This window comes from Rhizobium sp. Rhizsp82 (assembly GCF_047325115.1).
Classification (GTDB): domain Bacteria; phylum Pseudomonadota; class Alphaproteobacteria; order Rhizobiales; family Rhizobiaceae; genus Rhizobium.
The window spans coordinates 968,574-994,137 of sequence record NZ_CP168570.1 but is presented as its reverse complement, the minus strand read 5'-3'; the positions used below and the strand labels follow the sequence as shown (position 1 = coordinate 994,137).

At 62.7% G+C, this 25,564-nt stretch carries 26 protein-coding genes, 1 other RNA gene and 1 pseudogene; 11 read left to right on the top strand and 17 right to left on the bottom strand.

The window, feature by feature from the left end; genetic code table 11:
• Positions 1-32: 32 nt before the first annotated feature.
• The 4 genes and pseudogenes from infB to rimP all read right to left on the bottom strand — a co-directional run bounded on the left by infB (position 33) and on the right by rimP (position 5,787).
• Positions 33-2,729 (bottom strand): annotated as a pseudogene (gene infB / locus ACEN84_RS09525) (translation initiation factor IF-2).
• 98 nt (positions 2,730-2,827) lie between these two features.
• A complete protein-coding gene (locus ACEN84_RS09520; protein ID WP_413710692.1) occupies positions 2,828-3,514 on the bottom strand; it encodes an RNA-binding protein in 687 nt (228 codons plus the stop codon).
• Positions 3,514-5,121 carry a transcription termination factor NusA gene (nusA, locus tag ACEN84_RS09515; RefSeq protein ID WP_413710691.1) on the bottom strand — a complete coding sequence of 536 codons (1,608 nt, stop codon included), beginning with the start codon at positions 5,119-5,121 and terminating at the stop codon, positions 3,514-3,516. The genes ACEN84_RS09520 and nusA overlap by 1 nt, the downstream gene beginning before the upstream one ends.
• Before the next feature lie 60 nt (positions 5,122-5,181).
• Positions 5,182-5,787: a ribosome maturation factor RimP gene (gene rimP, locus ACEN84_RS09510; RefSeq protein WP_112714212.1), complete on the bottom strand. Its 606-nt coding sequence runs from the start codon at positions 5,785-5,787 to the stop codon at positions 5,182-5,184.
• Between the two features lie 251 nt (positions 5,788-6,038).
• Between rimP and ACEN84_RS09505 the strand changes: the two genes are divergently transcribed.
• Both ACEN84_RS09505 and ACEN84_RS09500 read left to right on the top strand, forming a co-directional pair.
• Positions 6,039-7,670 carry an MFS transporter gene (locus tag ACEN84_RS09505; RefSeq protein ID WP_413710690.1) on the top strand — a complete coding sequence of 544 codons (1,632 nt, stop codon included), beginning with the start codon at positions 6,039-6,041 and terminating at the stop codon, positions 7,668-7,670.
• A gap of 11 nt (positions 7,671-7,681) precedes the next feature.
• Complete coding sequence (locus tag ACEN84_RS09500) at positions 7,682-8,131, top strand: N-acetyltransferase family protein (RefSeq protein WP_413710689.1); 450 nt, start codon at positions 7,682-7,684, stop codon at positions 8,129-8,131.
• Positions 8,132-8,134: 3 nt separating this feature from the next.
• On the opposite strand, the gene ACEN84_RS09495 is transcribed toward ACEN84_RS09500, so the two are convergent.
• Positions 8,135-9,394, bottom strand: coding sequence for a lytic murein transglycosylase (locus tag ACEN84_RS09495; protein ID WP_413710688.1), 1,260 nt, complete (start codon positions 9,392-9,394; stop codon positions 8,135-8,137).
• A 6-nt stretch (positions 9,395-9,400) separates the two neighbouring features.
• Complete coding sequence (recR, locus tag ACEN84_RS09490) at positions 9,401-10,006, bottom strand: recombination mediator RecR (RefSeq protein ID WP_413710687.1); 606 nt, start codon at positions 10,004-10,006, stop codon at positions 9,401-9,403.
• A 57-nt stretch (positions 10,007-10,063) separates the two neighbouring features.
• Here recR and ACEN84_RS09485 point away from each other — a divergent pair, with 57 nt between their 5' ends.
• Positions 10,064-10,675, top strand: a complete 612-nt coding sequence (locus ACEN84_RS09485) for an MOSC domain-containing protein (protein ID WP_413710686.1) — start codon at positions 10,064-10,066, stop codon at positions 10,673-10,675.
• A 7-nt stretch (positions 10,676-10,682) separates the two neighbouring features.
• Here ACEN84_RS09485 and ACEN84_RS09480 read toward each other — a convergent pair whose 3' ends face one another.
• From ACEN84_RS09480 to ffs, 4 genes are all read right to left on the bottom strand, one after another.
• On the bottom strand, positions 10,683-11,294 hold the full coding sequence (locus ACEN84_RS09480; protein WP_413711285.1) for a LysE family translocator: 612 nt from the start codon (positions 11,292-11,294) through the stop codon (positions 10,683-10,685).
• Positions 11,295-11,331: 37 nt separating this feature from the next.
• Positions 11,332-11,655, bottom strand: a complete 324-nt coding sequence (locus ACEN84_RS09475) for a YbaB/EbfC family nucleoid-associated protein (protein ID WP_112714224.1) — start codon at positions 11,653-11,655, stop codon at positions 11,332-11,334.
• Positions 11,656-11,677: 22 nt separating this feature from the next.
• On the bottom strand, positions 11,678-13,546 hold the full coding sequence (locus tag ACEN84_RS09470) for a DNA polymerase III subunit gamma/tau (protein ID WP_130279396.1): 1,869 nt from the start codon (positions 13,544-13,546) through the stop codon (positions 11,678-11,680).
• A 46-nt stretch (positions 13,547-13,592) separates the two neighbouring features.
• Positions 13,593-13,689, bottom strand: an RNA gene (gene ffs / locus ACEN84_RS09465) — signal recognition particle sRNA small type.
• An 89-nt stretch (positions 13,690-13,778) separates the two neighbouring features.
• On the opposite strand from ffs, the gene ACEN84_RS09460 reads away from it, so the two are divergent.
• The 5 genes from ACEN84_RS09460 (at position 13,779) to ACEN84_RS09440 (ending at position 16,604) form a co-directional block, all read left to right on the top strand.
• Positions 13,779-14,189 carry an HIT domain-containing protein gene (locus ACEN84_RS09460; protein ID WP_413710685.1) on the top strand — a complete coding sequence of 137 codons (411 nt, stop codon included), beginning with the start codon at positions 13,779-13,781 and terminating at the stop codon, positions 14,187-14,189.
• Positions 14,186-15,145 carry an NAD(+) diphosphatase gene (nudC, locus tag ACEN84_RS09455; protein WP_413710684.1) on the top strand — a complete coding sequence of 320 codons (960 nt, stop codon included), beginning with the start codon at positions 14,186-14,188 and terminating at the stop codon, positions 15,143-15,145. Before ACEN84_RS09460 ends, nudC begins: the two co-directional genes overlap by 4 nt.
• A 3-nt stretch (positions 15,146-15,148) precedes the next feature.
• Complete coding sequence (locus tag ACEN84_RS09450; protein WP_413710683.1) at positions 15,149-15,844, top strand: helix-turn-helix transcriptional regulator; 696 nt, start codon at positions 15,149-15,151, stop codon at positions 15,842-15,844.
• Between the two features lie 64 nt (positions 15,845-15,908).
• A complete protein-coding gene (locus ACEN84_RS09445) occupies positions 15,909-16,136 on the top strand; it encodes a hypothetical protein (protein ID WP_413710682.1) in 228 nt (75 codons plus the stop codon).
• 99 nt (positions 16,137-16,235) lie between these two features.
• The gene (locus tag ACEN84_RS09440; RefSeq protein WP_413710681.1) at positions 16,236-16,604 is read left to right on the top strand and encodes a VOC family protein; all 369 of its coding nucleotides are present in this window, start codon (positions 16,236-16,238) and stop codon (positions 16,602-16,604) included.
• 33 nt (positions 16,605-16,637) lie between these two features.
• On the opposite strand, the gene ACEN84_RS09435 is transcribed toward ACEN84_RS09440, so the two are convergent.
• Complete coding sequence (locus ACEN84_RS09435; protein WP_112714238.1) at positions 16,638-17,498, bottom strand: prephenate dehydratase; 861 nt, start codon at positions 17,496-17,498, stop codon at positions 16,638-16,640.
• A gap of 10 nt (positions 17,499-17,508) precedes the next feature.
• Entirely contained in the window at positions 17,509-18,264 is a 756-nt protein-coding gene (locus ACEN84_RS09430) for a 3-deoxy-manno-octulosonate cytidylyltransferase (protein ID WP_413710680.1), read from the bottom strand.
• 155 nt (positions 18,265-18,419) lie between these two features.
• Between ACEN84_RS09430 and ACEN84_RS09425 the strand changes: the two genes are divergently transcribed.
• Positions 18,420-18,998 (top strand): c-type cytochrome, encoded by a 579-nt coding sequence (locus ACEN84_RS09425; RefSeq protein WP_112714242.1) that lies wholly within the window; start codon positions 18,420-18,422, stop codon positions 18,996-18,998.
• 72 nt (positions 18,999-19,070) lie between these two features.
• Here ACEN84_RS09425 and ACEN84_RS09420 read toward each other — a convergent pair whose 3' ends face one another.
• Positions 19,071-20,018, bottom strand: a complete 948-nt coding sequence (locus tag ACEN84_RS09420; RefSeq protein ID WP_112714244.1) for an AEC family transporter — start codon at positions 20,016-20,018, stop codon at positions 19,071-19,073.
• Positions 20,019-20,430: 412 nt separating this feature from the next.
• On the opposite strand from ACEN84_RS09420, the gene ACEN84_RS09415 reads away from it, so the two are divergent.
• Positions 20,431-21,423 (top strand): adenosine kinase, encoded by a 993-nt coding sequence (locus tag ACEN84_RS09415; RefSeq protein WP_130279404.1) that lies wholly within the window; start codon positions 20,431-20,433, stop codon positions 21,421-21,423.
• Here the strand turns inward: ACEN84_RS09415 and ACEN84_RS09410 are convergent.
• The gene (locus tag ACEN84_RS09410; RefSeq protein ID WP_413710679.1) at positions 21,416-21,955 is read right to left on the bottom strand and encodes an SH3 domain-containing protein; all 540 of its coding nucleotides are present in this window, start codon (positions 21,953-21,955) and stop codon (positions 21,416-21,418) included. The genes ACEN84_RS09415 and ACEN84_RS09410 overlap by 8 nt on opposite strands.
• 184 nt (positions 21,956-22,139) lie before the next feature.
• Between ACEN84_RS09410 and ACEN84_RS09405 the strand changes: the two genes are divergently transcribed.
• Positions 22,140-23,141, top strand: a complete 1,002-nt coding sequence (locus ACEN84_RS09405; protein WP_112714250.1) for a 2-hydroxyacid dehydrogenase — start codon at positions 22,140-22,142, stop codon at positions 23,139-23,141.
• Here the strand turns inward: ACEN84_RS09405 and ACEN84_RS09400 are convergent.
• Genes ACEN84_RS09400 through recF form a run of 3 tightly spaced genes read right to left on the bottom strand, consistent with a single transcriptional unit; the run spans position 23,138 to position 25,538 of the window.
• Positions 23,138-23,608 (bottom strand): GNAT family N-acetyltransferase, encoded by a 471-nt coding sequence (locus tag ACEN84_RS09400; RefSeq protein WP_413711284.1) that lies wholly within the window; start codon positions 23,606-23,608, stop codon positions 23,138-23,140. The two genes, ACEN84_RS09405 and ACEN84_RS09400, sit on opposite strands and share 4 nt — an antisense overlap.
• Entirely contained in the window at positions 23,608-24,417 is an 810-nt protein-coding gene (locus ACEN84_RS09395; RefSeq protein ID WP_130279406.1) for a molybdopterin-synthase adenylyltransferase MoeB, read from the bottom strand. The genes ACEN84_RS09400 and ACEN84_RS09395 overlap by 1 nt, the downstream gene beginning before the upstream one ends.
• Positions 24,414-25,538 (bottom strand): DNA replication/repair protein RecF, encoded by a 1,125-nt coding sequence (recF, locus tag ACEN84_RS09390; protein ID WP_413710678.1) that lies wholly within the window; start codon positions 25,536-25,538, stop codon positions 24,414-24,416. Before recF ends, ACEN84_RS09395 begins: the two co-directional genes overlap by 4 nt.
• Positions 25,539-25,564: the final 26 nt, after the last annotated feature.

The window sequence follows — 25,564 nt, the reverse complement described above, 5'->3', positions numbered from 1 at the left end:
CCGGCGCCCGTCCATGATACAGGTCCGCGCGATCAGAGCGAGCGGGTGATATGCTCGACGCGGAAGCACTCGATGACATCGCCGGCGCGGATGTCTTCGTAGTTTTCGAAGGCCATACCGCATTCCTGACCGACCGGAACTTCCGATACTTCGTCCTTGAAGCGCTTGAGCGTCTTGAGCTTGCCTTCGTGGATGACAACGTTGTCGCGGATGAGGCGCACGCCTGCACCACGCTCGACCTTGCCTTCCGTGACGCGGCAGCCCGCGACCTTGCCGGTCTTGGTGATGTTGAACACCTCGAGGATCTCGGCATTGCCGAGGAAGGTCTCGCGACGTTCCGGCGACAGCAGGCCCGACATCGCTGCCTTCACGTCATCCACCAGATCGTAGATGATGTTGTAGTAGCGGATCTCGATACCACCGCGCTCGGCAGCGGTACGAGCCTGTGCATTGGCACGGACGTTGAAGCCGATGATCGCCGCATCGGAGGACTCGGCAAGCGAGATATCCGACTCGGTGATGGCGCCGGCGCCCGAATGAACGATGCGGGCACGCACTTCGTCGGTACCGAGCTTGTCCAGGGCGCCGATGATGGCCTCGATAGAACCCTGCACGTCACCCTTGATGACCAGCGGGAATTCCTTGTAGCCGGTGTTCTGCAGCTTGCTCATCATCTGTTCGAGCGAACCGCGCTGGCCGGACTGGCGGGCAGCGGCCTTGTCGCGCGCCAGACGCTGGCGGTACTCGGAGATTTCGCGAGCACGGGCTTCGTTTTCGACGACGGCAAACTTGTCGCCTGCAGCCGGCGTGCCGGAAAGACCGAGAACTTCGACCGGAGTCGCCGGACCGGCTTCCTTGACGTGGTCGCCCTTGTCGGTGACGAGCGCGCGGACGCGGCCCCACTGATCGCCGGCAACGATGATCTGGCCCGGCTTCAGCGTGCCCTTCTGGACCAGAACGGTCGCAACCGCACCACGGCCACGGTCGAGCTGGGCTTCGATGACGGTGCCTTCGGCAGTACGGGTCGGGTCGGCCTTGAGGTCGAGGATTTCGGCCTGCAGCAGGACGGCTTCGAGCAGCTTGTCGAGGTTCGTCTTGTTCTTGGCCGAGACTTCGACGTCGAGCACTTCACCGCCGAGCGATTCCACGAAGACTTCGTGCTGCAGAAGCTGCTGACGGACGCGGTCCGGCTTGGCTTCGTGCTTGTCGATCTTGTTGATCGCCACGATGATCGGAACACCGGCCGCCTTGGCGTGGTTGATGGACTCGATCGTCTGCGGCATCACGCTGTCGTCGGCCGCGACCACCAGGATCGCGATATCCGTCGCCTGCGCACCACGGGCACGCATGGCCGTGAAGGCGGCGTGGCCGGGGGTGTCGATGAAGGTGATCTTCTGGCCGTTCTGTTCGACCTGATAGGCACCGATATGCTGGGTGATGCCGCCGGCTTCGCCCGAGACGACGTTTGCCTGACGGATGGCGTCGAGCAGCGAGGTCTTGCCGTGGTCGACGTGACCCATGATGGTGACGACAGGCGGACGCGAAACCATTTCGCCGGCATCGTCGGCCTTGTCGAAGATACCTTCTTCGACGTCGGATTCCGAGACGCGCTTGACGGTGTGGCCGAATTCGCTGGCGATGAGTTCTGCGAGGTCGGCGTCGATGACGTCGCCCGGCTTCATCATCTGGCCTTCCTTCATCAGGTACTTGATGACGTCGACAGCGCGTTCAGACATACGCTGCGACAGTTCCTGAATGGTGATGGTTTCGGGCAGGATGACTTCGCGAATGACCTTTTCGCGGGTTTCCTGCATCTGGCTGCGGCGGAACTTTTCCTGACGGCGGCGGGTGGCAGCCATCGAGCGGCCGCGCGCACCTTCGTCGTCAACGCCGGCAGTGCCGATCGTCAGCTTGCCGCGACGGCGGTCTTCCTCGCCCTTCGGACGGGTGGTGACGGGCTTTGCCGGTTCCGGGCGGACAACACGGCCGCGTGCCGGAGCACCGCGCGCAGCGCCGCCGCGATCATCTTCCTCGCCTTCGCGGCGGCCACGGGCGGCTGCCGGAGCAGCTGCAGAGCCGGGACGCGCAGCGCCAGGTGCCGGTGCGGCATCGGGGCGGCGGGCAGCAGGTGCCGACGGCTAAGCCGCACGGGCCTGAACAGGCTCTGCAGCCGGAGCCGGAGCAGGAGCTTCAACGACCGGAGGTGCCGGCGGACGGGCAGCTTCTTCAGCGGCGCGGCGCGCAGCCTCTTCAGCTTCAGCGGCCTGACGGGCAGCTTCTTCGACAGCGCGGCGCTTCTCTTCCTCGACACGGCGAGCGGCGTCTTCAGCTTCGCGAACCTGCGCCATGGCAAGAGCGCGACGGCGCGCATCCATTTCCTCCGGCGACAGATGGTTCAGAACCACCGGACGCGGACGGTCCTGCTGGCGCGGAGCCTGCTGCTGAGAGCTGGGCTGCTGGATACGGGGTGCCGGTGCCTGCGGCTGCGGACGAGCCTGGACAGGCGCGGGTGCAGGCTCGGCTGCGCGCGGCGCTGCCGGAGCAGGTGCGACCGGACGTTCATCTTCAGGGCGCATCGGGCGCCGCTTGCGGGTCTCGACGACGACCGCTTTGGTGCGACCGCGACCCATATCCTGGCGCACGGTGCCCTGGCTTATCCCCGACGGTTTCAGGGTCAGCGTCTTCTTGCCCGTTGCACCAAGTGTCTTGTCGTCATTGCTATCGGTCATTCGATCCCGTTCCTTCGGACAGGGATCGATGACGTCATCAGACCCTGTCAATCACATAAGTCGATCAATGATGGGCCGGCAGATGCCGGTCGCCCGTATCATTGTTTTTGCCGGCCAGCGCTGCCCGGCGCTCGCGACTGACCGCCATTGCGGTACTGCTCGAGCATCTTTGCGCGCTTCACTACACCCTCACCTGCCTGCCCTGCAAGCACTGCGGCATGGATAAAAGCATTCTGGCCCATCACCCCTTCCATTTCGCTCTCCGAGAAGAGACGGAAGGAAGGTATTTCTTCCTCGGTTTCCATTCCGAGGTGCCAGGCCTTGCGAGCCTGGTCTATCTTTCGCACGCCATCATCGGCCGCTCCGGTCGAATGGAAGACCGCGATCGCCGCTCCAGCGCGGATCGCAGCATCCACTTTCGAGGCGCCGGTGATGAACTGACCGGCCTTGCGGGCCATATTCATCATCTGCATCAGCTGCTGTGCCAGCAGCCGGTCGACGGTTTCGCCGAGATCATCGGCAGCCTTCACGTCGGCCTTCAAAGCGCGGGCGAAGGTCTTCTTCGCCACCGCCTTGTCGACCAGGGAACGGTCGACCTTCACCCAGCATCCCCGACCCGGAAGCTGACGCTTCAGGTCCGGAATGATGGAGCCATCGGGAGCGGCCACGAAGCGGATCAGCTCATCCGGCGATCCGCTTTCGCGCGTCACGATGCACATGCGGCCGTTCACGTCGTAACCTGCAAGATCATCATCCTCAGGAGAAGTGTCCGGCTGCGCGGTCATTATGCGTCCTGCTCGGCAGCATCGGCCTCGGCTTCGCCTTCGGCGTCCTTCGCAAGATCTTCCTCGGTGATCCAGCCAGCCAGCAGGCGGGCCTGAACGACCATCTGTTCAGCTTCGACGCGCGAAACATCGAACTTCGAGAAGAGACCCTCGAACTTCTTCGTTTCGCCGTTCTTGCGCTCGGTCCAGCCGACGAGATCGTCCGCTGCGCAACCGGCGAAGTCCTCGACCGTCTTGATGCCGTCTTCGCCGAGGGCGACCATCATCTGGGCGGTGATGCCGTTGATCTGGCGCAGTTCGTCGGTAACGCCGAGCGCCTTGCGCTTCTCGTCCATCTCGGCTTCGAGCTTTTCGAGATATTCGCGGGCGCGGGTCTGGATTTCCTGCGCGGTGTCTTCGTCGAAACCGTCGATCGAGGCGATTTCGTCGAGATCGACATAGGCCAACTCTTCAACGGCTGCGAAGCCTTCGGAAGCCAGGACCTGACCGACCATTTCGTCAACGTCGAGAGCATCCATGAACAGGTTGGTGCGCTCGTTGAATTCCTTCTGACGGCGCTCCGACTCTTCGGCTTCCGTCATGATGTCGATGTCCCAGCCGGTCAGCTGCGAGGCCAGACGAACGTTCTGACCGCGGCGGCCGATGGCGAGCGACAGCTGCTCGTCGGGAACGACGACTTCGATGCGCTCTGCATCTTCGTCGAGAACGACCTTGGCGACTTCAGCCGGCTGCAGGGCATTGACCACGAAGGTCGCCGGATCCTGCGACCACGGAATGATGTCGATCTTTTCGCCCTGGAGTTCGCCGACGACGGCCTGAACGCGCGAACCGCGCATACCGACGCAGGCGCCGACCGGATCGATCGAGCTATCGTTCGAGATAACGGCGATCTTGGCGCGCGAACCCGGGTCACGGGCAACCGAGCGAACCTGGATGATGCCGTCGTAAATTTCCGGAACTTCCATGGTGAAGAGCTTCACCATGAACTGCGGATGCGTGCGCGACAGGAAAATCTGCGGGCCGCGCTGTTCGCGACGGACATCATATACGTATGCGCGGACGCGATCGCCATAGCGGACGTTTTCGCGCGGGATCATTTCGTCGCGACGGATAATGCCTTCGCCACGGCCGAGATCGACGATAACGTTGCCGTACTCGACGCGCTTGACGGTGCCGTTGACGATTTCGCCGACGCGGTCCTTGAACTCGTCGAACTGGCGGTCACGCTCGGCTTCGCGAACCTTCTGGACGATGACCTGCTTTGCGGACTGCGCCGCGATGCGGCCGAAATCCATCGGTGGCAGCGGATCGGCGATGAAATCGCCAAGGGCTGCGTCCGGGTTGCGGTCGCGGGCCAGTTCCAGCGGGATCTGCGTGGAATAGTCTTCAGCCTTCTCGACGACTTCGAGCAGACGCTGAAGGCGGATTTCGCCGGTCTTCGGGTTGATGTCGGCGCGGATGTTCGATTCCGAACCGTAACGGGAGCGGGCCGCCTTCTGGATCGCGTCGGCCATTGCGGCCAGCACGATTTCGCGGTCGATGACTTTTTCGCGCGCCACTGCATCTGCGATCTGCAGAAGCTCAAGCCGGTTCGCACTGACTGCCATTGTTTTATCTCTCCGTCTTGGCCTTCCGGGTTCCCGTCCCTGGAGCCTGTAGTTGATCGGTTATTCTTGGTCTTCCGCGTCGTTCTGGTTCGCGGCTTCCGCCTTCGCAGCCTTATCGGCGCGAAGGGCGTCGCGGATCAGATCGTCGGTCAGGATAAGCTTGGCGTCGGAAAGGGCCGTGAAGGGGATTTCCACCTTCTGCTCTTCGCCATAAGCAACCTGGTCACGCTCAAGCGTGAAGCCATCTGCATTCGATTCCAGAATCTTGCCGCGGAACCGCTTGCGGTTGCCGATCATGATCGACGTTTCGCACTTCACAAGATGTCCCTGCCAGCGGACGAAATCCGACTTGCGCACCAGAGGGCGGTCGATACCGGCAGACGACACTTCGAGATGATACTCCCGATCGATCGGATCTTCCACATCGAGGACCGGCGAAACGGCCGTGGAGACCTCTTCGCAATCCTCGACGGTCATGGTGCCATCGTTCTTCTCTGCCATGATCTGCAGCGTCGCGCCGTTCTGGTTCAGCATGCGGACGCGGATCAGGCGGAAGCCCATGCCGACAAGCACAGGCTCGATGATGTCGGCAAGGCGCTGGTCAAGCCCGGTCTCGGTAATCAGCCGCGGCTCAAGTTCGTTTTCTACGTTTGTCTGGTCCGACAAGCGGTGCGCTCCTCGCAAATTTCAAAGCATTTTGCATGATCGAGCTAATAAAAAAGAGCGGGTCCTTGCGGCCCACTCTTCATCGTACGATCAAGAATTTGAGTGGCATATAGGCCCGTTTTTCCGAAAATGCAAGCTCTGGCGCCAAATGCGCCCCGGATGCAAATCCCTGCCTAGCCTCGGCCTCGCATCGTCATATATTGGGCAGGACGAGAACAAGACAAGCCGGAGCAAATCCGGACGGAGGGGACGTGCCGTCGAATTCTTCCACGCTGGGGCCGCTGAAGCATGAAACCTATCGCAGAATCTGGTTTGCGAGCCTTGCGTCGAATTTCGGCGGACTGATCCAGGCCGTCGGCGCCGCCTGGATGATGACGACGATCACCGCCTCCGAGGACATGGTGGCGTTGGTGCAGACATCGACGGCGCTGCCGATCATGCTGTTCTCGCTGGTCTCGGGCGCGCTCGCCGACAATTTCGACCGGCGCCGCGTGATGCTGACGGCGCAATGTCTGATGCTCGCCGTTTCGGCCGTGCTGACGGCCTGTGCGCTGATCGGCTGGATCACGCCCTGGCTTCTGCTGATCTTCACCTTCCTGATCGGCTGCGGCACGGCGCTCAACAATCCCTCCTGGCAGGCTTCGGTCGGCGACATGGTGCCGCGTGAGGATCTGCCAAATGCAGTCACGCTGAACAGCATGGGCTTCAACATGACCCGCAGCGTCGGCCCGGCAATCGGCGGCGTCATCGTTGCGGCGGCGGGTGCTGCGGCGGCCTTTGCGGTCAATACGGTGAGCTATCTGGCGCTGATCTATGCACTGAAGCGCTGGAAGCCCGCCCTGCCCGCCTCGACGCTGCCGCGCGAGAGCCTCGGCAGCGCAATCTTCGCCGGGCTCCGCTATATCTCGATGTCGCCGAACCTCGAGAAAGTGCTCGTCCGCGGCTTCATCTTCGGCGTCGGCGCGAGCTCCATTCTGGCGCTGCTGCCCATCGTTGCGATCAATCTCGTCTCCGGAGGCCCGCTGACCTACGGCTTCATGCTCGGTTCTTTCGGCATCGGCGCCATTGGTGGTGGCGCGCTGAACGCGCGGCTTCGCGATGCGCTGAGCAGCGAAACGATCATCCGCTATGCCTTCGCGGGCTTTGCTCTCAGCATGGCGATCACCGCCGCCAGCCCTTTCGCCATCCTCACCTGCGCCGGCCTGCTGATCTCGGGCGGCTGCTGGGTTCTGGCGCTGTCGCTCTTCAACACGATCGTGCAGCTCTCGACGCCGCGCTGGGTCGTGGGCCGGGCGCTCTCGCTCTACCAGACCGTGACCTTCGGCGGCATTGCCGGCGGCAGCTGGCTCTGGGGTATCGCAGCCGACGAGTTCGGCGTTTCCAATGCGCTCTATGGTTCGGCGGCGGTGATGCTCGTCGGCATCGTCATCGGCCTGCGCTTCTCGATGCCGGCCTTTGCGTCGCTCAATCTCGATCCGCTCAACCGCTTCATCGAGCCGGCGCTCGGCCTCGACATCACGCCACGCAGCGGCCCGATCGTCATCCAGATCGACTATATCATCGGCGACGAGGATCTTCCTGAGTTCCTGAAGCTGATGGGCGAGCGGCGGCGGATCCGCATTCGCGATGGCGCGCGGGCCTGGGCGCTGATGCGCGATCTCGAAAATCCCGGCATCTGGACGGAGAGCTATCATACGCCGACATGGGTCGAATACATCCGCCACAATCAGCGCCGCACCCAGGCCGATGCCGAGAATACCGACAGACTACGAGCGCTGCATCGGGGCACGGAATTGCCGCATGTCCACCGTATGATCGAGCGCCAGGCGATACCGCCATCCGACGACGTCTTCCACAAGCCGCCGATCGACATTCATCACTAGGTGCCCGTGCGATGTTCAGACGAGCCAGGGAAAGCGATCTCCCCGCCATCATTGCGATGCTGGCCGACGATGCGCTCGGAAGCGGCCGGGAGGCAATCTCCGACCCGATCGACGAGCGCTACACTGCAGCCTTTACCGCCATCGACGCAGACCAGAACCAGCTGCTTGCCGTCGCGGTCGACGATCGCGACAATCCGGTCGGCTGCCTGCAGCTGACCTTCATTCCCGGGCTTTCGCGCACCGGCATGTGGCGCGGGCAGATCGAGAGTGTACGCATCGCCTCGGCGGAACGCGGCAGCGGGCTCGGCACGCGCTTCATCGAATGGGCAATCGAGGTCTGCCGCGAGCGCGGGTGCAAGCTGGTGCAGCTCACCAGCGACAAGGCGCGATCCGATTCCATCCGCTTCTATGAGAAGCTCGGATTCACGGCGAGCCATGAGGGCATGAAGCTCAGTCTCTGACGACTATTTCAGCTTTCCGATCATCGACGCCTCGGGATAGCAGGTCGGCTTCTCACCGTTCTTTGTCTGCCACTGGCCGATCGAACGGCGCGTCTTGTAGCCCGGCAGCCCGTCGGAGCCGCCGACATCGTAGCCCTGGCGCTCCAGCGCCTTCTGCATCGCCGCCACATCCGAGCGCAGCATCTTCCCGACATCGCCCCAGGCGCCCTGGAAGGCGCCGGAACCATAGGCGATGCGATCGGCGAGATTGCCGATATAGAGGGCGTAGAGGTCGGAGTTGTTGTATTCCTTGATGACGTAGAAGTTCGGCGTGACGATGAATTCCGGGCCGTCGCGGCCGGCCGGCACCAGCATCATACCATCCGCCTTCAATTCCGAAGACGGGAAACCCTTACCGGTGATGCGGTCTATGCCGAGCGAGGCCCAATGCGACAGCGGCTTGGCGAGATCGGGGCCTTCCTGGGCGCAGGAGACGGAGGCGGGGATCGTCACCTCGAAGCCCCAGTCCCGGTCGCGCTGCCAGCCCTTCTTGACCAGATAGTTGGCTATCGATGCCAGCGTATCCGGCACCGAGGTCCAGATATTGCGGTGGCCGTCACCGTCGAAATCGACGGCGTATTTCAGATAGCTCGTCGGCATGAATTGCGGCTGGCCGAGCGCACCGGCCCAGGAGCCCTTGAAGTCCGCGGGCGTCACGTCACCGCCGTCGATGATGTGGAGTGCCGCGATCAACTCGGTGCGGAACATGTCCTTGCGGGTCGACATGAAGGCCTTGGTCGCCAGAACCTGGATCGCCGAATTGGGGATCTTGGCGGCGCCGAACCCGGTCTCACGGCCCCAGATAGCGAGCACGATCGAACCCGGAACGCCGTAGGTCTTCTCGATACGCTTGAGGGTAGAGGCGTATTGCGAGGCGAAGCCGCGGCCGGTCATGGCGAGCTTCTTCAACCGATCCTCGTTGAAATAGGGTGCAGGGGAGGAGAACTCGGCCTGCGTCTGCTTGCGCTCCTTCGGCGGCGGGAAACCGGGCGGCGCCAGATCGGGAAGATCCCAGTTGAGCTCGACGCCTGAAAAGGCAGCCTGAAAGGTCTTGGCCGAGATGCCGTTCTTCTCGGCTTCCGGCCGCAGGTCGTTCTGCACCCATTTCTCGAACTGCGCTTCGACGGCGGCCTTGGATGGCGCGGCTTGCGCTGGAAGATGAAGCAAGACAGCGAGTGCGGCGGTTAGGATCGAAAGACGCGCAAGAATCTTCAATTCGGACATTCCCCCTCAGATGGCCGTTCGTGCACGAAGTGCCGCCGCCAGCGTTCCCTCATCAAGATAATCAAGCTCACCGCCGACGGGCACGCCATGGGCGAGACGGGTGATCTTCACATCGAGCCCGGAGAGCTGGTCGGTTATATAGTGCGCTGTGGTCTGCCCCTCGACGGTGGCGTTGACGGCGATGATCAGCTCGCGGATGCCGCCCTCGCCGACCCGGTCGATCAGCCCGCGAATGTTGAGATCATCAGGCCCGACTCCATCGAGCGGCGACAGCGTGCCGCCGAGAACATGGTAGGCGGCGTTCATGGCGCCGGCGCGCTCCAGCGCCCAGAGATCGGACACGTCCTCGACGACGATGATGACGGATTGGTCGCGGTGGTCATCGGTGCAGACGGTGCAGGGATCGACAGTATCGACATTGCCGCAGCGCGAGCAGACCTTCACCTTCTCATAGGCATCGCCCATGGCATGGGAGAGAGGACCGAGAAGCTGGTCCTTCTTCTTGATCAGATGCAGCGCGGCGCGGCGCGCCGAGCGCGGCCCGAGGCCCGGCACCTTCGCCAGAAGCTGGATGAGTTTTTCGATTTCGGGGCCGGTGACTCGCTTTGCCATGCGCCGTTCTTAGCCCATATGTCGTCAAAACGGAATCGCGGAAGGAATGCCGCCGCCATGAAAATAAAAGCGGTCTGCACCGGAAGCCCAGAGCGGCTGCCAGGCAAGAAATACAAGACCGGTATCTTCAAGCATGCGGTCGGCGGCGGCGTGATGATCGATGCCGAAGGACTGCTGGGCGACGCGGTCTGCAATCGCACCTATCACGGCGGCGTCGATCAGGCCGTCTATATCGAGGGGTCGCTAACGCTCGACTGGTGGAGCAATGAGCTCGGCAGGGAGATCGCGCCCGGCGCCTTCGGGGAGAACCTAGTGATCGAGGGGCTGGACAATCGCGACGTTTCGGTCGGCGACAGGTTTATCGCGGGCGATCTTGTTCTGGAGGTCACTTCGGCCCGCATCCCCTGCGCGACCTTTGCCGCTAGGATGGACGATCCGCGCTTCGTCAAGCGCTACACCAAGGCTGGACGGCCGGGCATTTATTGCCGCGTGCTTGCCAATGGGATCGTAGAAGCCGGGATGACAGTCGAATATCGCCCGTTCTCCGGCGCGAAGGTGACGATGCCTGAGATGATGGAGACGTTCGGGCGAAAACTTTCTGCCGAGGACCGCGAGCGCTACCTGGCAGCGCCCATCCATTACAAGCTGCGGGCACAGCTGGAGGCCTAGCCGAAAATCAGCGGGTAGCGATCACCATGGCGGCACCGGCCATGGTGGCAGCGCTGGCGCGGTTGGCGATCATCACGGCGCGGCGGCTCTTGAGAAAGCTGCGGGCCTTCGCTGCCAGGAACATCCAGGTGAAATCGACGACCGCGAGAACGAGGAACAGTGTCACCACCAGTTCTGCCCAGCCACCGAGGGAGACGGCGCGGATGTCGATGATCGACGGCAGCAGCGCGATGTAGAACATCATGATCTTCGGATTGCCGAGCGCGATCGCCAGGCCCGTCAGGAACATCCGGCCGCGCGAGCGGGCCTGCGGCAATTCCTCTTCCTCGACGTCAGGCTTGGCGAACCACATCTTCCAGGCGAGGTACAGGAGATAGAGAATGCCGAGCCACTTGATGACGACGAAGGCGTGGTAGAAGGTTTCGGCGATCGCCGATAGGCCGGCGATGGCGCAGGTCAGCCAGATGGCATCCCCCGCCCACATGCCGAACAGGAAGGGCAGCACGTCGCGCGCGCCCTTCGAGATGACGCGGGCGACGAGGGCCGCAACGCTTGGGCCAGGCGTACCGGCAGCGATGAAAAGAGCGCCGGCAAAAACCAGCAGCGTCGTCAGCGTCAGCACCTCAGTCCTCCTCCCGGCAATCCAGTTCCAGCGATCAGAACGGCATCTTGAAGCCGGGCGGGATCGGCAGGCCAGCGGTCAGCGCCTTGGTCTTTTCCGCAGCGACGGCTTCGGCCTTGTCCTTGGCATCCTTGTGGGCGGCAACGATCAGGTCTTCGAGGATTTCGACATCGTCTTCCTTGAAGAGCGACGGATCGATCTTCAGGCTCTGCATCTCGCCCTTGCCGTTCAGAACGACAGTCACGAGGCCGCCACCTGCCTTGCCTTCGGCCTTGAGCTCGGCGATCTCCGCCTGCATCTGCTCCATCTTGGCCTGCATTTCCTTGACTTTGCCCATCATTCCCATGAGGTCGCGCATCGTCTTGTCCTTCTCTAAAAGTCTAGAATTCTATGTCATCCCCCGGGAGGATGTCACCCTCGGCGGATTCGGCAGCGGCGGGCGGGGCGATATCGCCCTCTTCCTCCGGCTCCGGCGCCCTGACGCGGACGTCGATGATCTTGGCACCGGGGAACTGGGCGAGGATCGCCGCCACATCCGGATCCTGGCGGGCATCGATGACCTGCTGTTCCTTGGCCCGAGCCTCGGCCTCGACCATGGTCGGCTGACCGGGCTCACGGCTGAGGCTGACGATCCAGTGGATGCCCGTCCATTCCTTGAGCTTGACGGCAAGCTCGTTGAGCAGCGTCGATGGCGCGCCCTCGGTCAGGTTGACATCAAGGTGGCCGGGCTCGATCTTGACGGGACGAACGAAGGTCCGCACCAGCGCCTTGACCTTGGCGTCGCGCTTTTCACCGGCCAGATTGACGATATCGGCAATCGAATTGACCGCGACCAGAGGCTTCGGTGCCTCGGCGGGCCGGCTTTCGATGCGCCCGGCCTGCATCGGCTGGGGATTGGGATTGGGCACGGCGCGCAGCATCGCGGTCGGGCCGCCATTCGGCTGCGGGCGCGGCGTGGTTTCGGGCGCACGCGCTAGAGCCGCCGACTGATAGGAGACGTGCGCGCCGCCGCCATTGCCCGACGGAACCGGGCGACCAGAACCGCCACCATTGTCGGAGAATTCCGCAAGCCTGCGGGCGGCATCTTCCGGTGCGGGAAGATGTGCAGCATGGGCAAGACGGATCAGCACCATTTCGGCAGCACCTGCTGTGCGCGAAGAACCTTCCGTCTCCGGAATGCCCTTCAGCAGCATCTGCCACATGCGCGACAGCGTCGTCACCGCCACGCCCTGTGCGAATTCGGAAGCCTTGGTGCGCTCGATCTCGCTCAGCGACGGATCATTGGCGGCATCGGGCACATATTTCAGGCGCGTCACGAGATGCGTGAAATCGGCCAGATCGGTGAGCACGACGACGGGGTTGGCGCCGGCTTCATATTGCGCCTGGAATTCGTTGAGCGCCGAGGCGACATCGCCCTTCACCACATGCTGGAAGAGATCGACGATCCGGGCGCGATCGGCAAGACCCAGCATGCCACGCACGGCTTCGGCCTGAACCGCGCCGCCGCCATGGGCGATCGCCTGGTCGAGCAGCGAGAGGCCGTCACGCGCCGAACCTTCGGCGGCACGGGCGATCATGGCGAGCGCATCCGGCTCAGCCTCGATGCCTTCCTTGGCGGCGATCGTCGTGAACAGGCCAACGAGATCCGAGGCGCTGATACGGCGCAGATCGAAGCGCTGGCAGCGCGACAGGACAGTGATCGGAACCTTGCGGATTTCGGTCGTCGCGAAGATGAACTTCACATGCTCGGGCGGTTCCTCGAGCGTCTTCAGCAAGCCGTTGAAGGCTGCCGTCGAGAGCATGTGCACTTCGTCGATGATATAGACCTTGTAGCGCGCCGAAACCGGACGGTAGCGCACCTGCTCGATGATCTCTCTGATGTCATCGATACCGGTATGCGAGGCGGCGTCCATCTCGATGACATCGACATGGCGGCCTTCCATGATCGCCTGGCAATGTTCGCCGGGGACACGCAGGTCGATCGTCGGCTTGTCGATGTCAGGGGTCTTGTAGTTCAGCGCACGCGCCAGAATGCGCGCCGTCGTGGTCTTGCCCACGCCGCGAACGCCGGTCAGCATGTAAGCCTGCGCGATGCGCCCGGTCTCGAAGGCGTTGGTCAGGGTGCGGACCATCGGCTCCTGGCCGACCATCAGGTCCGTAAAGTCCTTGGGGCGGTATTTGCGTGCCAGCACCCGGTAACCGGTGCCCGTCGAGGCGGCATCTTGTGATTGTCGCTCGGTGTCGCTCATCGCCCTGCTTGTCGCCCGGCAATGCGGGCAAAGAATGGAGAGAAGGGTGGGAGGCTGGCACGATGACCCGTGCCGGGCTCGTTAGGGCTGCTTCCTTCCGGACCTGACCCGGTTGGCGAGTGGCTCGTCCACCACCAACCTCCCGGAGCCACATATCGGCAATATCGTCATCAAAAGCAAGCCAAGCTCAAAAAAAACTGCTAATCATTGGAAAACAATGGAGGAAAGCACTTTGGCGGATTTCGCGCTCGACCCCCGGCTCGAAAATGACAGCACCAGTATCATGCTCACAGGCCTCTGCGATCTCCGATTGTCGAAGGATGCGCGCTGGCCCTGGCTGATCCTCATTCCCCGCCGTGCGGAGATTACCGAGATCTTCGAGCTGACACCGCTCGACCAGGTGATGCTGGCCTTCGAGACCGACATGGTGGCGAGCGCGCTGAAGACGGTGACCGGCGCCACAAAAATCAATGTCGGGGCCCTTGGCAATGTCGTGCGCCAGCTTCATGTTCATGTCGTTGCCCGCTTCGAAGGCGATGCCAACTGGCCGGGACCCATCTGGGGGTTCGGCAAGGTCGAGCCCTACGAGGACGAGAAGCGAGCGCAGTTCATAACGACATTGCGGGAAGCCCTTTCATCATGAATTCTTCAATTTTCGATACGGACATTCCGCATCCGGAGCCGAGCAACCTCACCGCCTTTGCGGCAAACGACCTGAACCGCGATTCCGAACATCGCGACGAGAAATCGGTCGAGACGGCGCTCGCCAAGGACGGCACGCATATCTTCGCCTTCGCCAAGGACAAGCTGGTCCTGAAGCATGACGGCCAGGTGCTCGATCCGCTCTTTGCGCGCTATGAACTGCAGGAGCTGCAGCCGCATTGGGACGAGACAATTCTTCTCGGCTATCGCAAATCCGGTGAACCGCGGCTTGCCGTCCCCGTCGGCGTGCCGGAAGAAGAGTTGGCCAGCCACTACAAGCCGGCAGACGGGCGGACGCTCTATCGCGACCAGCTTCTCGACGACGTGCTGCTTGGCGAATTCGCCCAGGCAGCGAGCCTGATCCGCTGGAACGGCGACAACAAATTCTGCGGCCGCTGCGGCGGCGGCATGGAGCTGAAGATCGGTGGCTACAAGCGGATCTGCAGCGCCTGCGAGCACATGATTTTCCCGCGCACAGATCCTGTCGTCATCATGCTGACGATCGACGAGAAGCGCGATCTCTGCCTGCTCGGACGCGGGCCGCATTTTGCGCCTGGGATGTATTCCTGCCTCGCCGGTTTCGTTGAGCCCGGCGAAACCATCGAGAACGCCGTGCGCCGCGAGACGCTGGAAGAGTCCGGGATCAAGACCGGTCGTGTGCGCTACCATGCCTCACAGCCCTGGCCGATGCCGCATACGCTGATGATCGGCTGTTATGCCGAGGCGAAGTCGAGCGAGATCAACCGCGACGAGGCGGAGCTGGAAGACTGCCGCTGGTTTACCCGCGAAGAGACGATCGAGATGCTGGAGCGCCCCGGCGCCAACGGCCAGGCCTCGCCGCCGAAAGGCGCCATCGCCCATCGCCTGATGCGCGACTGGGTGGAGTGGAAGCGATAGGTCATGCCGGTCTCGCGCTCGGAAAGGCTTCTTGCTCTTCTCCAGGTGCTCCGGCGGCACCGCCGCCCCGTCAGCGGCGTGATCCTGGCAGAACAGACCGGCGTCAGCCTGCGCACGCTCTACCGCGACATCGCCAGCCTGCAGAGCCAGGGCGCGATGATCGAAGGCGAAGCCGGCGTCGGCTACGTGCTGAAGCCCGGCTTCATGCTGCCGCCGATGATGTTTTCCGAAGAGGAACTCGAAGCGCTGGTGCTGGGATCGCGCTGGGTCAACCGCTCGGCGGAGCCTCGGCTTGCCGGTGCGGCTGCCGATGCGCTGGCAAAGATCGCTGCCGTCCTGCCCGAGGAGATGCGCGAGATGATCGAATCGGCAACGCTGCTCGTCGGCCCCAAGCGCGCCAATGAGGACAAGGCCGACGTTGCCCTGATCCGCAAAGCGATCCGCACCGAACGCATCCTCGAACTGCATTACAGCGACGAGCAGGGCCGCATCTCGCTGCGGCGGGTCTGGCCGTTTGCGCTCGGCTATTTCGAGCATATCCGCATGGTGATGGCCTGGTGCGAACTGCGCCGCGGTTTTCGCCATTTCCGCACCGACCGCATCATCGACATGACGCCTCATGACGAGCGCTATCCGCGCCGCCGCAGCGCGCTAATGAAAGAATGGCGCGAGATCGAACACGTGCCCGTCGAACGCTGAAGGCTACTGCCAGAATCTGACAGTAGAGCGCGCTATTATCGGTACCAATCCAGAAGGAGAACCGATGATGACGAGCGTGAAACTCAGCACCGCGAAATACAGCGACCGGCTTGTCGAGACATCTTCTGCCGATGCGGGTTATCCGCAGTCCCTGATGCTGCGCATGATGCAGAACGCATCGCGCAACATGGCGAGGGGCGACATTCCCCGCCTCGATCCGCAGTCGATGTCGTCGGGCATGCGGCGCGACCTCGGTCTGTCCGCCTGGACCTGCCAGGAAGCCGAAGCCTAGCCGGCAACCGATAATACCCAAGACCAGAAATTTCATTCCGCCGCAGCGGATCGCCGCGGCACGCATTCATGCAGCCATCTCCAACAAAAGGATACGACCATGACCAGCCCCAACCTCATCATTCTCTATGTCAAGGACCCGGCTGAAAGCGCCAGTTTCTACAGGGACATCCTCGGCCGCGAGCCGGCCGTCGCCGCACCGAACTTCGTCGCCTTCCCGCTCGATGGCGGCTTCACGCTCGGCCTATGGCGCCGCAGCAATGTCGAACCGCAGCCGTCCGCGATCGGCAATCGCGGCGAAATCGCCTTCATGGTGTCCGGCGATAACGGTGTCGCCAAGCAGTATGACGACTGGCGCAAGCGTGGCCTGCCGATCGCCCAGGAACTCGTCGATCTCGACTTCGGCCCGACCTTCGTGGTGCTCGACCCCGATGGTCATCGCCTGCGGGTTTGCGAGCCCGACAAGTGAAACGAGAAAAGGGCGCCCATGGCGCCCTTTTTGTTACTTGTGCAGCAGGCCGCGCATCGGGTGACCCTTGTAGACCCCGAGAATGCGGACCTTCTCCGAGAAGAAGCGCAACTCCTCCAGCGCCTGGCGGACATTGCTGTCGTTCGCATGACCTTCGATATCGGCATAGAACTGCGTAGCAATGAACTTGCCGCCGATCTGGTAGCTTTCCAGCTTCGTCATGTTGATGTTGTTGGTGGCGAAGCCGCCGAGCGCCTTGTAGAGCGCGGCCGGAATGTTGCGGACGTTGAAGACGAAGGTCGTGACGATCTTCTCTTCCTCGTTCGAACGGCTCGCCCACTCCTCATCGCGCGACAGCACGACGAAGCGCGTCACGTTGCTCTCGGTGTCTTCGACATTCTCGGCGACGATATCGAGGCCGTAGAGATCGGCGGCGAGACGCGGCGCAAGCGCTGCCATCGTCCGGTCTCCGGTTTCCTGCACCATCTTGGCAGCACCCGCCGTATCGCCGGCGATGACCGGCTTCCAGCCATTGGCGCGAACGATCTTGCGGCACTGGCCGAGCGCGTGGATGTGGCTGTGGACCGTGCGGATCTCATCCTTGGAGACGCCCGGCAGCACCATCAGCTGAAAGCGGATCGGCATGAAATATTCGCCGACGATATGCAGCCTGGAATCGGGAAGCAGATGATGAATATCGGCAACGCGCCCAGCGATCGTGTTCTCGATCGGGATCATCGCGAGATCCGCCTCGCCGCTTTCGAGCGCCGTGAAGGCATCCTCGAAGGTCTGGCAGGGCAGCGGCTCCATGGTCGGGAACATGTCGCGGCAAGCCATGTCGGAGTTGGCGCCGAACTCGCCTTGGAACGAAATCCTGTTTGTCTTGGTGTTCATGTCTATGTCCTCAAGCCTGTCTTGCCGAAAGAATGCGGCGGGCCTTTTCGAGATCGGCGGGCGTATCGACGCCGAGCGGCACGGTGTCGACGATCTCCGCATCGATGCGCATGCCGGCTTCGACTGCTCGCAGCTGTTCCAACGATTCGCGCAGCTCGAGCACCGACGGGCCGAGCGAGACGAAGCGCTCGAGGGCCGACCGGCGGTAAGCATAGAGGCCGATATGATGATAGAGCGGGCCCTTGCCATAGGGCGCAGTCGCACGGGTGAAATAGAGGCCGCGCAGGCGCGTCTCGGAGAGTGGCGAACCGACGACCTTCACGATATGCGGCGCCGTCTTGTCGTCTTCGTTGTCGATCTCGATCGTCAGCGTGGCGATATCGACGGATGCATCCTCAAGCGGACGGAGAGACGCGCGGATGGTTTCCGGCTCGATGGTCGGCAGGTCGCCCTGGACGTTGACGATGATCTTCGCCTTGCCTTCCGGATCGACCTTCTGCAGCGCCTCGTGAATGCGGTCCGAGCCGGACTGGTGATCGGAACGCGTCATGATGACCTCGAAACCGGCTGCGGAAACGGCATCGAAGACACGCTGATCGTCGACCGCGACGACCACGCGGCCGATGGCCGCCTCCTCGGCGCGCTTGGCGACCTGAACAATCATCGGCAGGCCGCAGATATCGGCAAGCGGCTTGCCCGGCAGCCGGGTCGAAGCCATGCGTGCCGGGATCAGAACGAGGACGTCATCTAAATTTGAACCAGTCATCTGTCGGGCCTTCTATTCCGGGCGGAAAAGTGTCAAAAAGTCTCACGTACAGGACCATTTAGACAGTTGCAACGAACAGCCAAAAGACATAGGTTCCGCGCGATTTCAAGATGGTACCTTTTTAGGGTCTGCCGACTGCACGGGGAGCATTGCAGATGAATTCTTACGTCAATACGGCCGTTGGTGCGCTGCTCGGAACGATTTTCGTCCTGATGTCGGTCTCCATCGCGTCCGAAGGAATCTTCCATTCAGAAGCACCGGAGAAGGAAGGCTTCACGATCGTCGCCGAGGAGACGCCAGCTGCTGGCGGTGGCGAAGCGAGTGCTGCCGCTGCAATGGTTCCGATCGCAAAGCTGCTGCCGACGGCTGACGCCAAGGCCGGCGAAACGATTTTCAAGAAGTGTCAGGCCTGTCATGACGCGACCAAGGGGGGGCCGAACAAAGTCGGTCCGAACCTCTATGGTCTCGTCGATCGCCCGATCGCTTCGCATGAGGGCTTCGCCTATTCGTCCGCTATGAAGGACTTCTCCAAGGGCGGCGCTGAAAAGTGGACCTTCGACCACCTGAACCACTTCCTGATGGCTCCGAAGAAGCAGGTCCCTGGCACGGCCATGGGCTTTGCGGGTCTGCCGAAGGAACAGGATCGCGCCAACGTCATCCTTTACCTGCACACGCTGGCCGATTCACCGGCCCCTCTGCCGGACCCGAACGCTCCGGATACGATCACGCAGTAAGCTGATCGACATATCGGAAAAGAGATTGAAGCCCGGCCGCAAGCCGGGCTTTTCTTTTGCGCGCCTGCGGCGTCAGGCGCCGAGGATATAGGCCCATAGCGAGACCGAAATGGCGCCGAGTGCGGTGGTCACGGTGATCGTCGAGGCCGCGAGGCTGTGGCCGACGCCGAAGCGGTTGGCGATCAGCCAGGCATTGACGCCGGTCGGAACCGAAGCGATCAGCACCAGCGCCGCCGTCCAATCAGGCGCGAGCCCGACGAGGTGGCTGGCGATCCAGACACAGCAGGGCAGCAGCAGAAGCTTGCAGGCGGAGGTGACGCTGGCGATGCCGAGATTGCCCGATACGCCGTATTTCTCCAGCGCCATGCCAAGCGAAATCAGCGCGACCGGACCGGCAACACCGGCAATCTGATCGACGATATTTTCGACCGGACCCGGCATCGTCAGGCCAAGCAGGTGCATGGCAGCACCGGCCGCCAGGCCGATCACCAGCGGATTGCGGATGAGATTGAGGCCGATCTGGCGCAGAAGCTTCAGGATGCTGCGGTCGGCGGCGCCGGAGATCTTGTGTTCGGCGCGCTCCATCAGGATCGTGCCGACGATCATCATGACGGGGAGATGCACGGCAATCAGGATCGAGAGCGGCACGAGACCCTTGTCGCCGACGGTGCGCTGCACCAGCGGCAGGCCGACGAAGATCGTATTGGCGAAGGCCGAGGAGACGCCGGCGAGAACGCCGATGCGGGCATCGCGGCCGAAAAGCCTGGTCGCGGCGATATGGCCGACAGTCCAGGTGACGGCAACGCCGGAGAAATAGGCGATCCAGAGGCGGAAGGGCGAAGCGCCGTGGAAGTCAGCCTCGGCGATGGTGCGGAAGAGCAGCATCGGCACGGCGATCTTGAAGACGAAATCGCTCAGCGCATCGCCGGTATCGGCCGTCATCAACCCCGCTTTCACGATCAGCCAGCCGATCAGGATCATGATGAAGATAGGGAGAACGTCGAAAACGATAGCTGTCATGCGGTGAGAACTGCCTTGGCGCGGGGAGCTCAAGGTCTAACAGCAAAGGCGGCGCGTTGACAAACCCGTTGGTCCCAACATTCGAAGCCGCGAAAACAAAAAAAGCGGGCAAGGCCCGCTTTTCCGCATCCGGTCTTGCCGGACACCCGGTTCGCGATGCTGCCAGTTCATCCGTGGTCAGCGCCGCTTCCGGAACAGTCGAAGGGCATCATCCCTTCTCACCCGGCCACATCCTTGGATGCTCATGCCGGTCTGCTTGAGAGCTTATTTAGGTGTCCATGGTGACAACGGCATGACGGATTGGCGGCATTTTTGCGAAGAAAACCGCCGCCAAAGCCTTTTTCCTTTCCATCAGCGGAAATTCCGCTAAGACCAAACCCCGGCTATCACAAAATCCGGGACCTCCCATTTCATGACCAAATTCGATGTTCTGACTGTCGGCAACGCCATCGTCGATATTATCGCGCGTTGCGACGACCAGTTCCTCATTGACAACAAGATCACCAAGGCGGCGATGAACCTCATCGATGCCGAACGCGCCGAGCTGCTCTATTCCCGCATGGGACCGGCTCTGGAAGCGTCGGGCGGCAGCGCCGGCAACACGGCAGCCGGTGCCGCAAGCCTCGGCGCCAAGGCCGCCTATTTCGGCAAGGTCGCCGACGACCAGCTGGGCGAGATCTTCGCGCACGACATCCGCGCCCAGGGCGTTCACTACCAGACCAAGCCGAAGGGCAAGTTCCCGCCGACGGCACGCTCGATGATCTTCGTCACCGATGACGGCGAGCGTTCGATGAACACCTATCTCGGCGCCTGCGTCGAACTCGGCCCCGAAGACGTCGAGAGCGATGTCGTCGCCGATGCCAAGGTCACCTACTTCGAGGGCTATCTCTGGGATCCGCCGCGCGCCAAGGAAGCGATCCGCGAATGCGCCCGCATCGCCCATGAGAATGGCCGCGAGGTGTCGATGACGCTCTCGGACAGCTTCTGCGTCGGCCGCTACCGCGCAGAATTCCTCGACCTGATGCGCTCCGGCACTGTCGACATCGTCTTCGCCAACAAGCAGGAAGCGCTGTCGCTCTATGAGACCGACGATTTCGAGGAAGCGCTGAACAAGATCGCCAAGGACTGCAAGATTGCGGCCGTGACGATGAGCGAAGACGGCGCGGTGATCCTGAAGGGCAGCGAGCGCTGGTATGTGGATGCGATCCGCATCAACGAGGTCGTCGATACGACGGGCGCCGGCGATCTTTTCGCCTCAGGCTTCCTTTACGGCTACACGCAGGGCCGTACGCTCGAGGATTGCGGCAAGCTCGGCTGCCTGGCGGCCGGCATCGTGATCCAGCAGATCGGCCCCCGGCCGATGAAGTCGCTTGCCGAAGCGGCCCGCGAAGCGAAGCTTATTTAAAGGCTTCGCCGGGGTAGGCACCCCAGATTTCCGACTGCGCCACCCATCCTTCGGCGCCGTAGGCATCTGCATGGCACCAGTCGCCATTGCACTCGCCGATATGGATCATCACGCCAGGCTCCAGCTTGGCGACGATGGTTGCCGAGGACTGCGGCTCGCGGCGCATGTTGACGAAGACGGATTTACCCTTGCCCTTCATCCACGGCGCAGCCAGCGCCGAGCGCTGGCCCGACAGCAGCGACTGGTTGACCCAGCCTTCCGTGCCGTCGGCATCGCGGATGCGGCGCCAGTTGTCATATTCCTGGATGATCTCCACCGGCAGGCCGGCCTTGAGGTACATCCAGGAAGCGGCATAATCGGTTCCGGGGCCGATGCGCAGATTGACGCGCTTCGACTTCAGCGTCACGAAGCGCGGCAGCGGCAGGCCGCTCGGGCCCTTGGCCGCTTGCGCATACGCAGATTCGACGGCGCTTGCCGACAGCATCAGACCAACCGCAATAGCAAGGCAGGACTTCAGAGTGATTCCACGCATGGAGTTTCCGTTCGCTCGAAATGGTAAGCGGGCGCGCCCGCTCATCAGCCGGGCCGTGACATTCGCCGGAAACCGCTCGCGAGTTTTGTTTGTCTTCGCGTGCGGGTCTGGTAGAAATTGCCCGAACGTTAAAATTATCCCCCGTCTTGGTTAAAGACATCTGAACAAGGCATGGCCGGCCGCGATGACATCGAAGAAAAAACCGAAGGTCTACATCACCCGGAAACTGCCTGACGCGGTCGAGACCCGCATGCGCGAGCTGTTCGACGCGCAACTGAACATCGACGATTCGCCGCGCTCCATGCCCGAGCTTGCCGAGGCGGTGCAGACTGCCGACGTGCTGGTGCCAACGGTGACCGACCGGATCGATGCAGCGCTGATCGAACAGGCAGGGCCGCAGCTGAAGCTGATCGCCAGCTTCTCCAACGGTACCGACCATATCGATGTCGAGGCTGCCGCCCGCAAGGGCATCACCGTTACCAACACGCCGAACGTGCTGACCGAAGACACGGCCGACATGACGATGGCGCTGATCCTCGCCGTACCGCGCCGGCTCGGCGAAGGTGCGCGTGTCCTTACCGACAAGCCCGGCGAATGGGCCGGCTGGTCACCGACCTGGATGCTGGGACGGCGAATTCACGGCAAGCGGATCGGCATCGTCGGCATGGGCCGGATCGGCACCGCCGTTGCGCGGCGCGCCAAGGCCTTCGGCCTCTCGATCCACTATCACAACCGCAAGCGCGTGAACCCGGCGACCGAAGACGAGCTGGAGGCGACCTATTGGGAAAGCCTCGACCAGATGCTGGCCCGGGTCGACATCGTCTCCGTGAACTGCCCGTCGACACCGGCGACCTTCCACCTGCTCTCGGCCCGGCGCCTCGCGCTTCTGCAGCCGACTGCCTATCTCGTCAACACCGCGCGCGGTGATGTCGTCGATGAAGCGGCGCTGATCAAATGCCTGCGGGAGGGACGGATCGCGGGTGCGGGCCTCGATGTCTTCGAGAACGAGCCCTCGGTCAATCCGAAGCTGATCAAACTCGCCAACGAAGGCAAGGTCGTGCTGTTGCCGCATATGAGCTCGGCAACGATCGAAGGCCGTATCGACATGGGCGACAAGGTGATCATCAACATCCGCGCCTTCATCGATGGGCATCGGCCGCCGAACCGCGTGCTGCCCGGCCGCTAGCCGAGCGTCTTACGCATCTCGACATAGGTGACGCGATCAAAACCGGGATGCGCTTTCTCGGCCGTCCTGACAAAGCCCATCGCGGCGAATGCGGCATGGTTGCCGGTCAGCTCGATGCGGGTGTCCAACCGGATCATCTGAAGCGAGCGTTCCCTGGCCGTAGCCTCGGCTGCAGCAAGAAGTCGTTTACCGATCCCCCTGCCCTGCAATTCAGGTGCGACAGCGAGCTTGCCAAGATAGAGGCAATCGCTTTCCGGGCGAAGGAACATGCATCCAGCCAGCGCGCCATCATCAAGCGCGACATAACCGATTTCCGCCACCGCCTTGGCTCGTAGCGCGTCGGCCGTCAGATCCAGCGCCGAGGACGGCGGATCGATCCGGCCGTTCATATAGGCGAAGGAGGAGAGGATCAGGTCGAGCAGCTCCGCCCAGCCGCCGAAGCTTTCATCCAGTCTGACGATATCGATCATGCGGTCCGCCGGCGCTTGTATCTTATGGTATCGAAACGGGCGCTCAGCGCGTCGTAGAGCAGCAGGCGGCCGATGAGCGGCTCTCCGTTGCCGGTGACGAGCTTGATCGCCTCCATGGCCATCAGCGTGCCGATGACCCCCGTAAGGGCGCCGACAATCCCGGTTTCGGCGCAGGCGGGTATCAGCCCCTCGGGCGGGATTTCGGGGAAGAGATCGCGATAGGTGGGGTTCAGGCTGCCATCAGCAGCCGTCTCGTAAGGCTTCAGGACCGTTACCGAGCCGTCGAAGCGGCCTACGGCACCCGTTACCAGCGGTATCTTTGCCCGCTCCGCGGCATCGGCGGCGGCATAGCGGGTGTCGAAATTGTCGGAACCATCGATCAGCAGGTCGAAGCCCGAAATCTGGCGTGCCGCCGCCTCCGGGCAGAAGCGCTCCTCGAAGCGTATGACCCTTACATGCGGATTGAGGCGGGCGATGGCGAACGCTGCACTCTCGGTCTTCATCTCGCCGATCGTGCCGGAATCGTGGATCACCTGGCGCTGCAGGTTCGACAGCGACACCCGGTCATCGTCGGCAATGCCAAGCGTGCCGACGCCGGCCGCCGCCAGATATTGCAGCACCGGGGCGCCGAGGCCACCGGCACCGATGACGAGTACGCGCGCCGCCTTGAGCTTCTGCTGGCCCGCGCCGCCGATCTCCGGAAGCAGGATATGACGCTGATATCGTGCGATTTCTTCGGGACTAAGAGGTTCCATGGGAGCGATGCTATCATGGCCGGGCGCGAAGAAGGAAGCGCCGCCGCTCATGCGCCGACATGCCCTTCGGATACGGTGAAGAACTGCGCCCGCTCGCCGAGCGTCGAAAACATCGACCGGTCGGTGCCGGTCATGAAGGACTGACCGCCGAGACCATCGATGAGATCGAAGAGCGCCGCGCGGCGGCCTTCGTCGAGATGTGCGGCGATCTCGTCGAGCAGCAGAATGGGCGCGTGACCCGTCAGATTGGCGACGAGGCGCGCGTGCGCCAGGATGAGGCCGACCAGCAACGCTTTCTGCTCGCCGGTCGAACAGCGCGCGGCCTCCATCTGCTTTTCGCGATGACGGACGATCAGATCTGCGCGGTGCGGGCCATCGAGCGTGCGGCCAGCCGCAGCATCGCGATAACGGCTTGCCGCCAGCATCGCCGCATAGTCATCCTCGAGATCGACGGCCGGGCGTGAAAACTGGCCGTCCATGAAGCCGGACAATTCGAGCGCGGCGGAAGGAAACGGCGAGGTCTCGCGTGTTTCCTCGATCAGCCTGGCCAGCAGGCCCAGCATTTCCTGGCGGGCAAGCGCCATCGCGATACCGAGACTTGCCATCTGCTGCTCGATTCCCGAAAGCCAGGAGGGATCAAAGCGGCCATCGTCGAGCAGCTTGTTGCGGCTGCGCATGGCACGCTCGAAATCGCTGGCGCGGCGGCCGTGGGCCGGATCGAGCGACAGGACGAGACGATCGAGGAAGCGGCGGCGATCCGAAGAGCCGCCGGTAAACAGACCATCCATGGACGGCGTCAGCCAGAGAACGCGAAGGTGATCTGTGAGCTCGTCGGCGGTCTTGGCTGTCGTTCCGTTGATGCGCAGCCGCCGCGCGGCATTTTCATCGGCCGTGTCGGCGCCGGTGCCGATCTCGACATTCCCCTCGATACCCTCAAGCTCGGCAAAGATCGAAAAGCCGTTCGACGCGCCGACGCGCGTGACATCGGCGTAGGTCGCGCGCCGCAGCCCGCGCCCCGGCGACAGAAACGACACCGCTTCCATCAGGTTGGTCTTCCCGGCCCCATTATTGCCCGTCAGCACGACATGGCGCCCATCGAGCGCCAGCGACACCGCCGCGTAGTTGCGGAAGTCGGTGAGCTTGAGCTGGGAGAGAAAGACCTTATGGGGCATCGGCGATCCGGATTCTTAGGCCGCAG

Excerpts from the sequence above, each read along its gene's own strand:
- ACEN84_RS09520 (WP_413710692.1), bottom strand. The coding sequence starts at position 3,514 with ATGACCGCGCAGCCGGACACTTCTCCTGAGGATGATGATCTTGCAGGT.
- nusA (WP_413710691.1), bottom strand. The coding sequence starts at position 5,121 with ATGGCAGTCAGTGCGAACCGGCTTGAGCTTCTGCAGATCGCAGATGCA.
- ACEN84_RS09500 (WP_413710689.1), top strand. The coding sequence starts at position 7,682 with ATGTTCAGACGAGCCAGGGAAAGCGATCTCCCCGCCATCATTGCGATG.
- ACEN84_RS09495 (WP_413710688.1), bottom strand. The coding sequence starts at position 9,394 with ATGTCCGAATTGAAGATTCTTGCGCGTCTTTCGATCCTAACCGCCGCA.
- recR (WP_413710687.1), bottom strand. The coding sequence starts at position 10,006 with ATGGCAAAGCGAGTCACCGGCCCCGAAATCGAAAAACTCATCCAGCTT.
- ACEN84_RS09485 (WP_413710686.1), top strand. The coding sequence starts at position 10,064 with ATGAAAATAAAAGCGGTCTGCACCGGAAGCCCAGAGCGGCTGCCAGGC.
- ACEN84_RS09475 (WP_112714224.1), bottom strand. The coding sequence starts at position 11,655 with ATGCGCGACCTCATGGGAATGATGGGCAAAGTCAAGGAAATGCAGGCC.
- ACEN84_RS09470 (WP_130279396.1), bottom strand. The coding sequence starts at position 13,546 with ATGAGCGACACCGAGCGACAATCACAAGATGCCGCCTCGACGGGCACC.
- nudC (WP_413710684.1), top strand. The coding sequence starts at position 14,186 with ATGAATTCTTCAATTTTCGATACGGACATTCCGCATCCGGAGCCGAGC.
- ACEN84_RS09450 (WP_413710683.1), top strand. The coding sequence starts at position 15,149 with ATGCCGGTCTCGCGCTCGGAAAGGCTTCTTGCTCTTCTCCAGGTGCTC.
- ACEN84_RS09445 (WP_413710682.1), top strand. The coding sequence starts at position 15,909 with ATGATGACGAGCGTGAAACTCAGCACCGCGAAATACAGCGACCGGCTT.
- ACEN84_RS09440 (WP_413710681.1), top strand. The coding sequence starts at position 16,236 with ATGACCAGCCCCAACCTCATCATTCTCTATGTCAAGGACCCGGCTGAA.
- ACEN84_RS09435 (WP_112714238.1), bottom strand. The coding sequence starts at position 17,498 with ATGAACACCAAGACAAACAGGATTTCGTTCCAAGGCGAGTTCGGCGCC.
- ACEN84_RS09430 (WP_413710680.1), bottom strand. The coding sequence starts at position 18,264 with ATGACTGGTTCAAATTTAGATGACGTCCTCGTTCTGATCCCGGCACGC.
- ACEN84_RS09425 (WP_112714242.1), top strand. The coding sequence starts at position 18,420 with ATGAATTCTTACGTCAATACGGCCGTTGGTGCGCTGCTCGGAACGATT.
- ACEN84_RS09420 (WP_112714244.1), bottom strand. The coding sequence starts at position 20,018 with ATGACAGCTATCGTTTTCGACGTTCTCCCTATCTTCATCATGATCCTG.
- ACEN84_RS09415 (WP_130279404.1), top strand. The coding sequence starts at position 20,431 with ATGACCAAATTCGATGTTCTGACTGTCGGCAACGCCATCGTCGATATT.
- ACEN84_RS09410 (WP_413710679.1), bottom strand. The coding sequence starts at position 21,955 with ATGCGTGGAATCACTCTGAAGTCCTGCCTTGCTATTGCGGTTGGTCTG.
- ACEN84_RS09405 (WP_112714250.1), top strand. The coding sequence starts at position 22,140 with ATGACATCGAAGAAAAAACCGAAGGTCTACATCACCCGGAAACTGCCT.
- ACEN84_RS09395 (WP_130279406.1), bottom strand. The coding sequence starts at position 24,417 with ATGAGCGGCGGCGCTTCCTTCTTCGCGCCCGGCCATGATAGCATCGCT.
- recF (WP_413710678.1), bottom strand. The coding sequence starts at position 25,538 with ATGCCCCATAAGGTCTTTCTCTCCCAGCTCAAGCTCACCGACTTCCGC.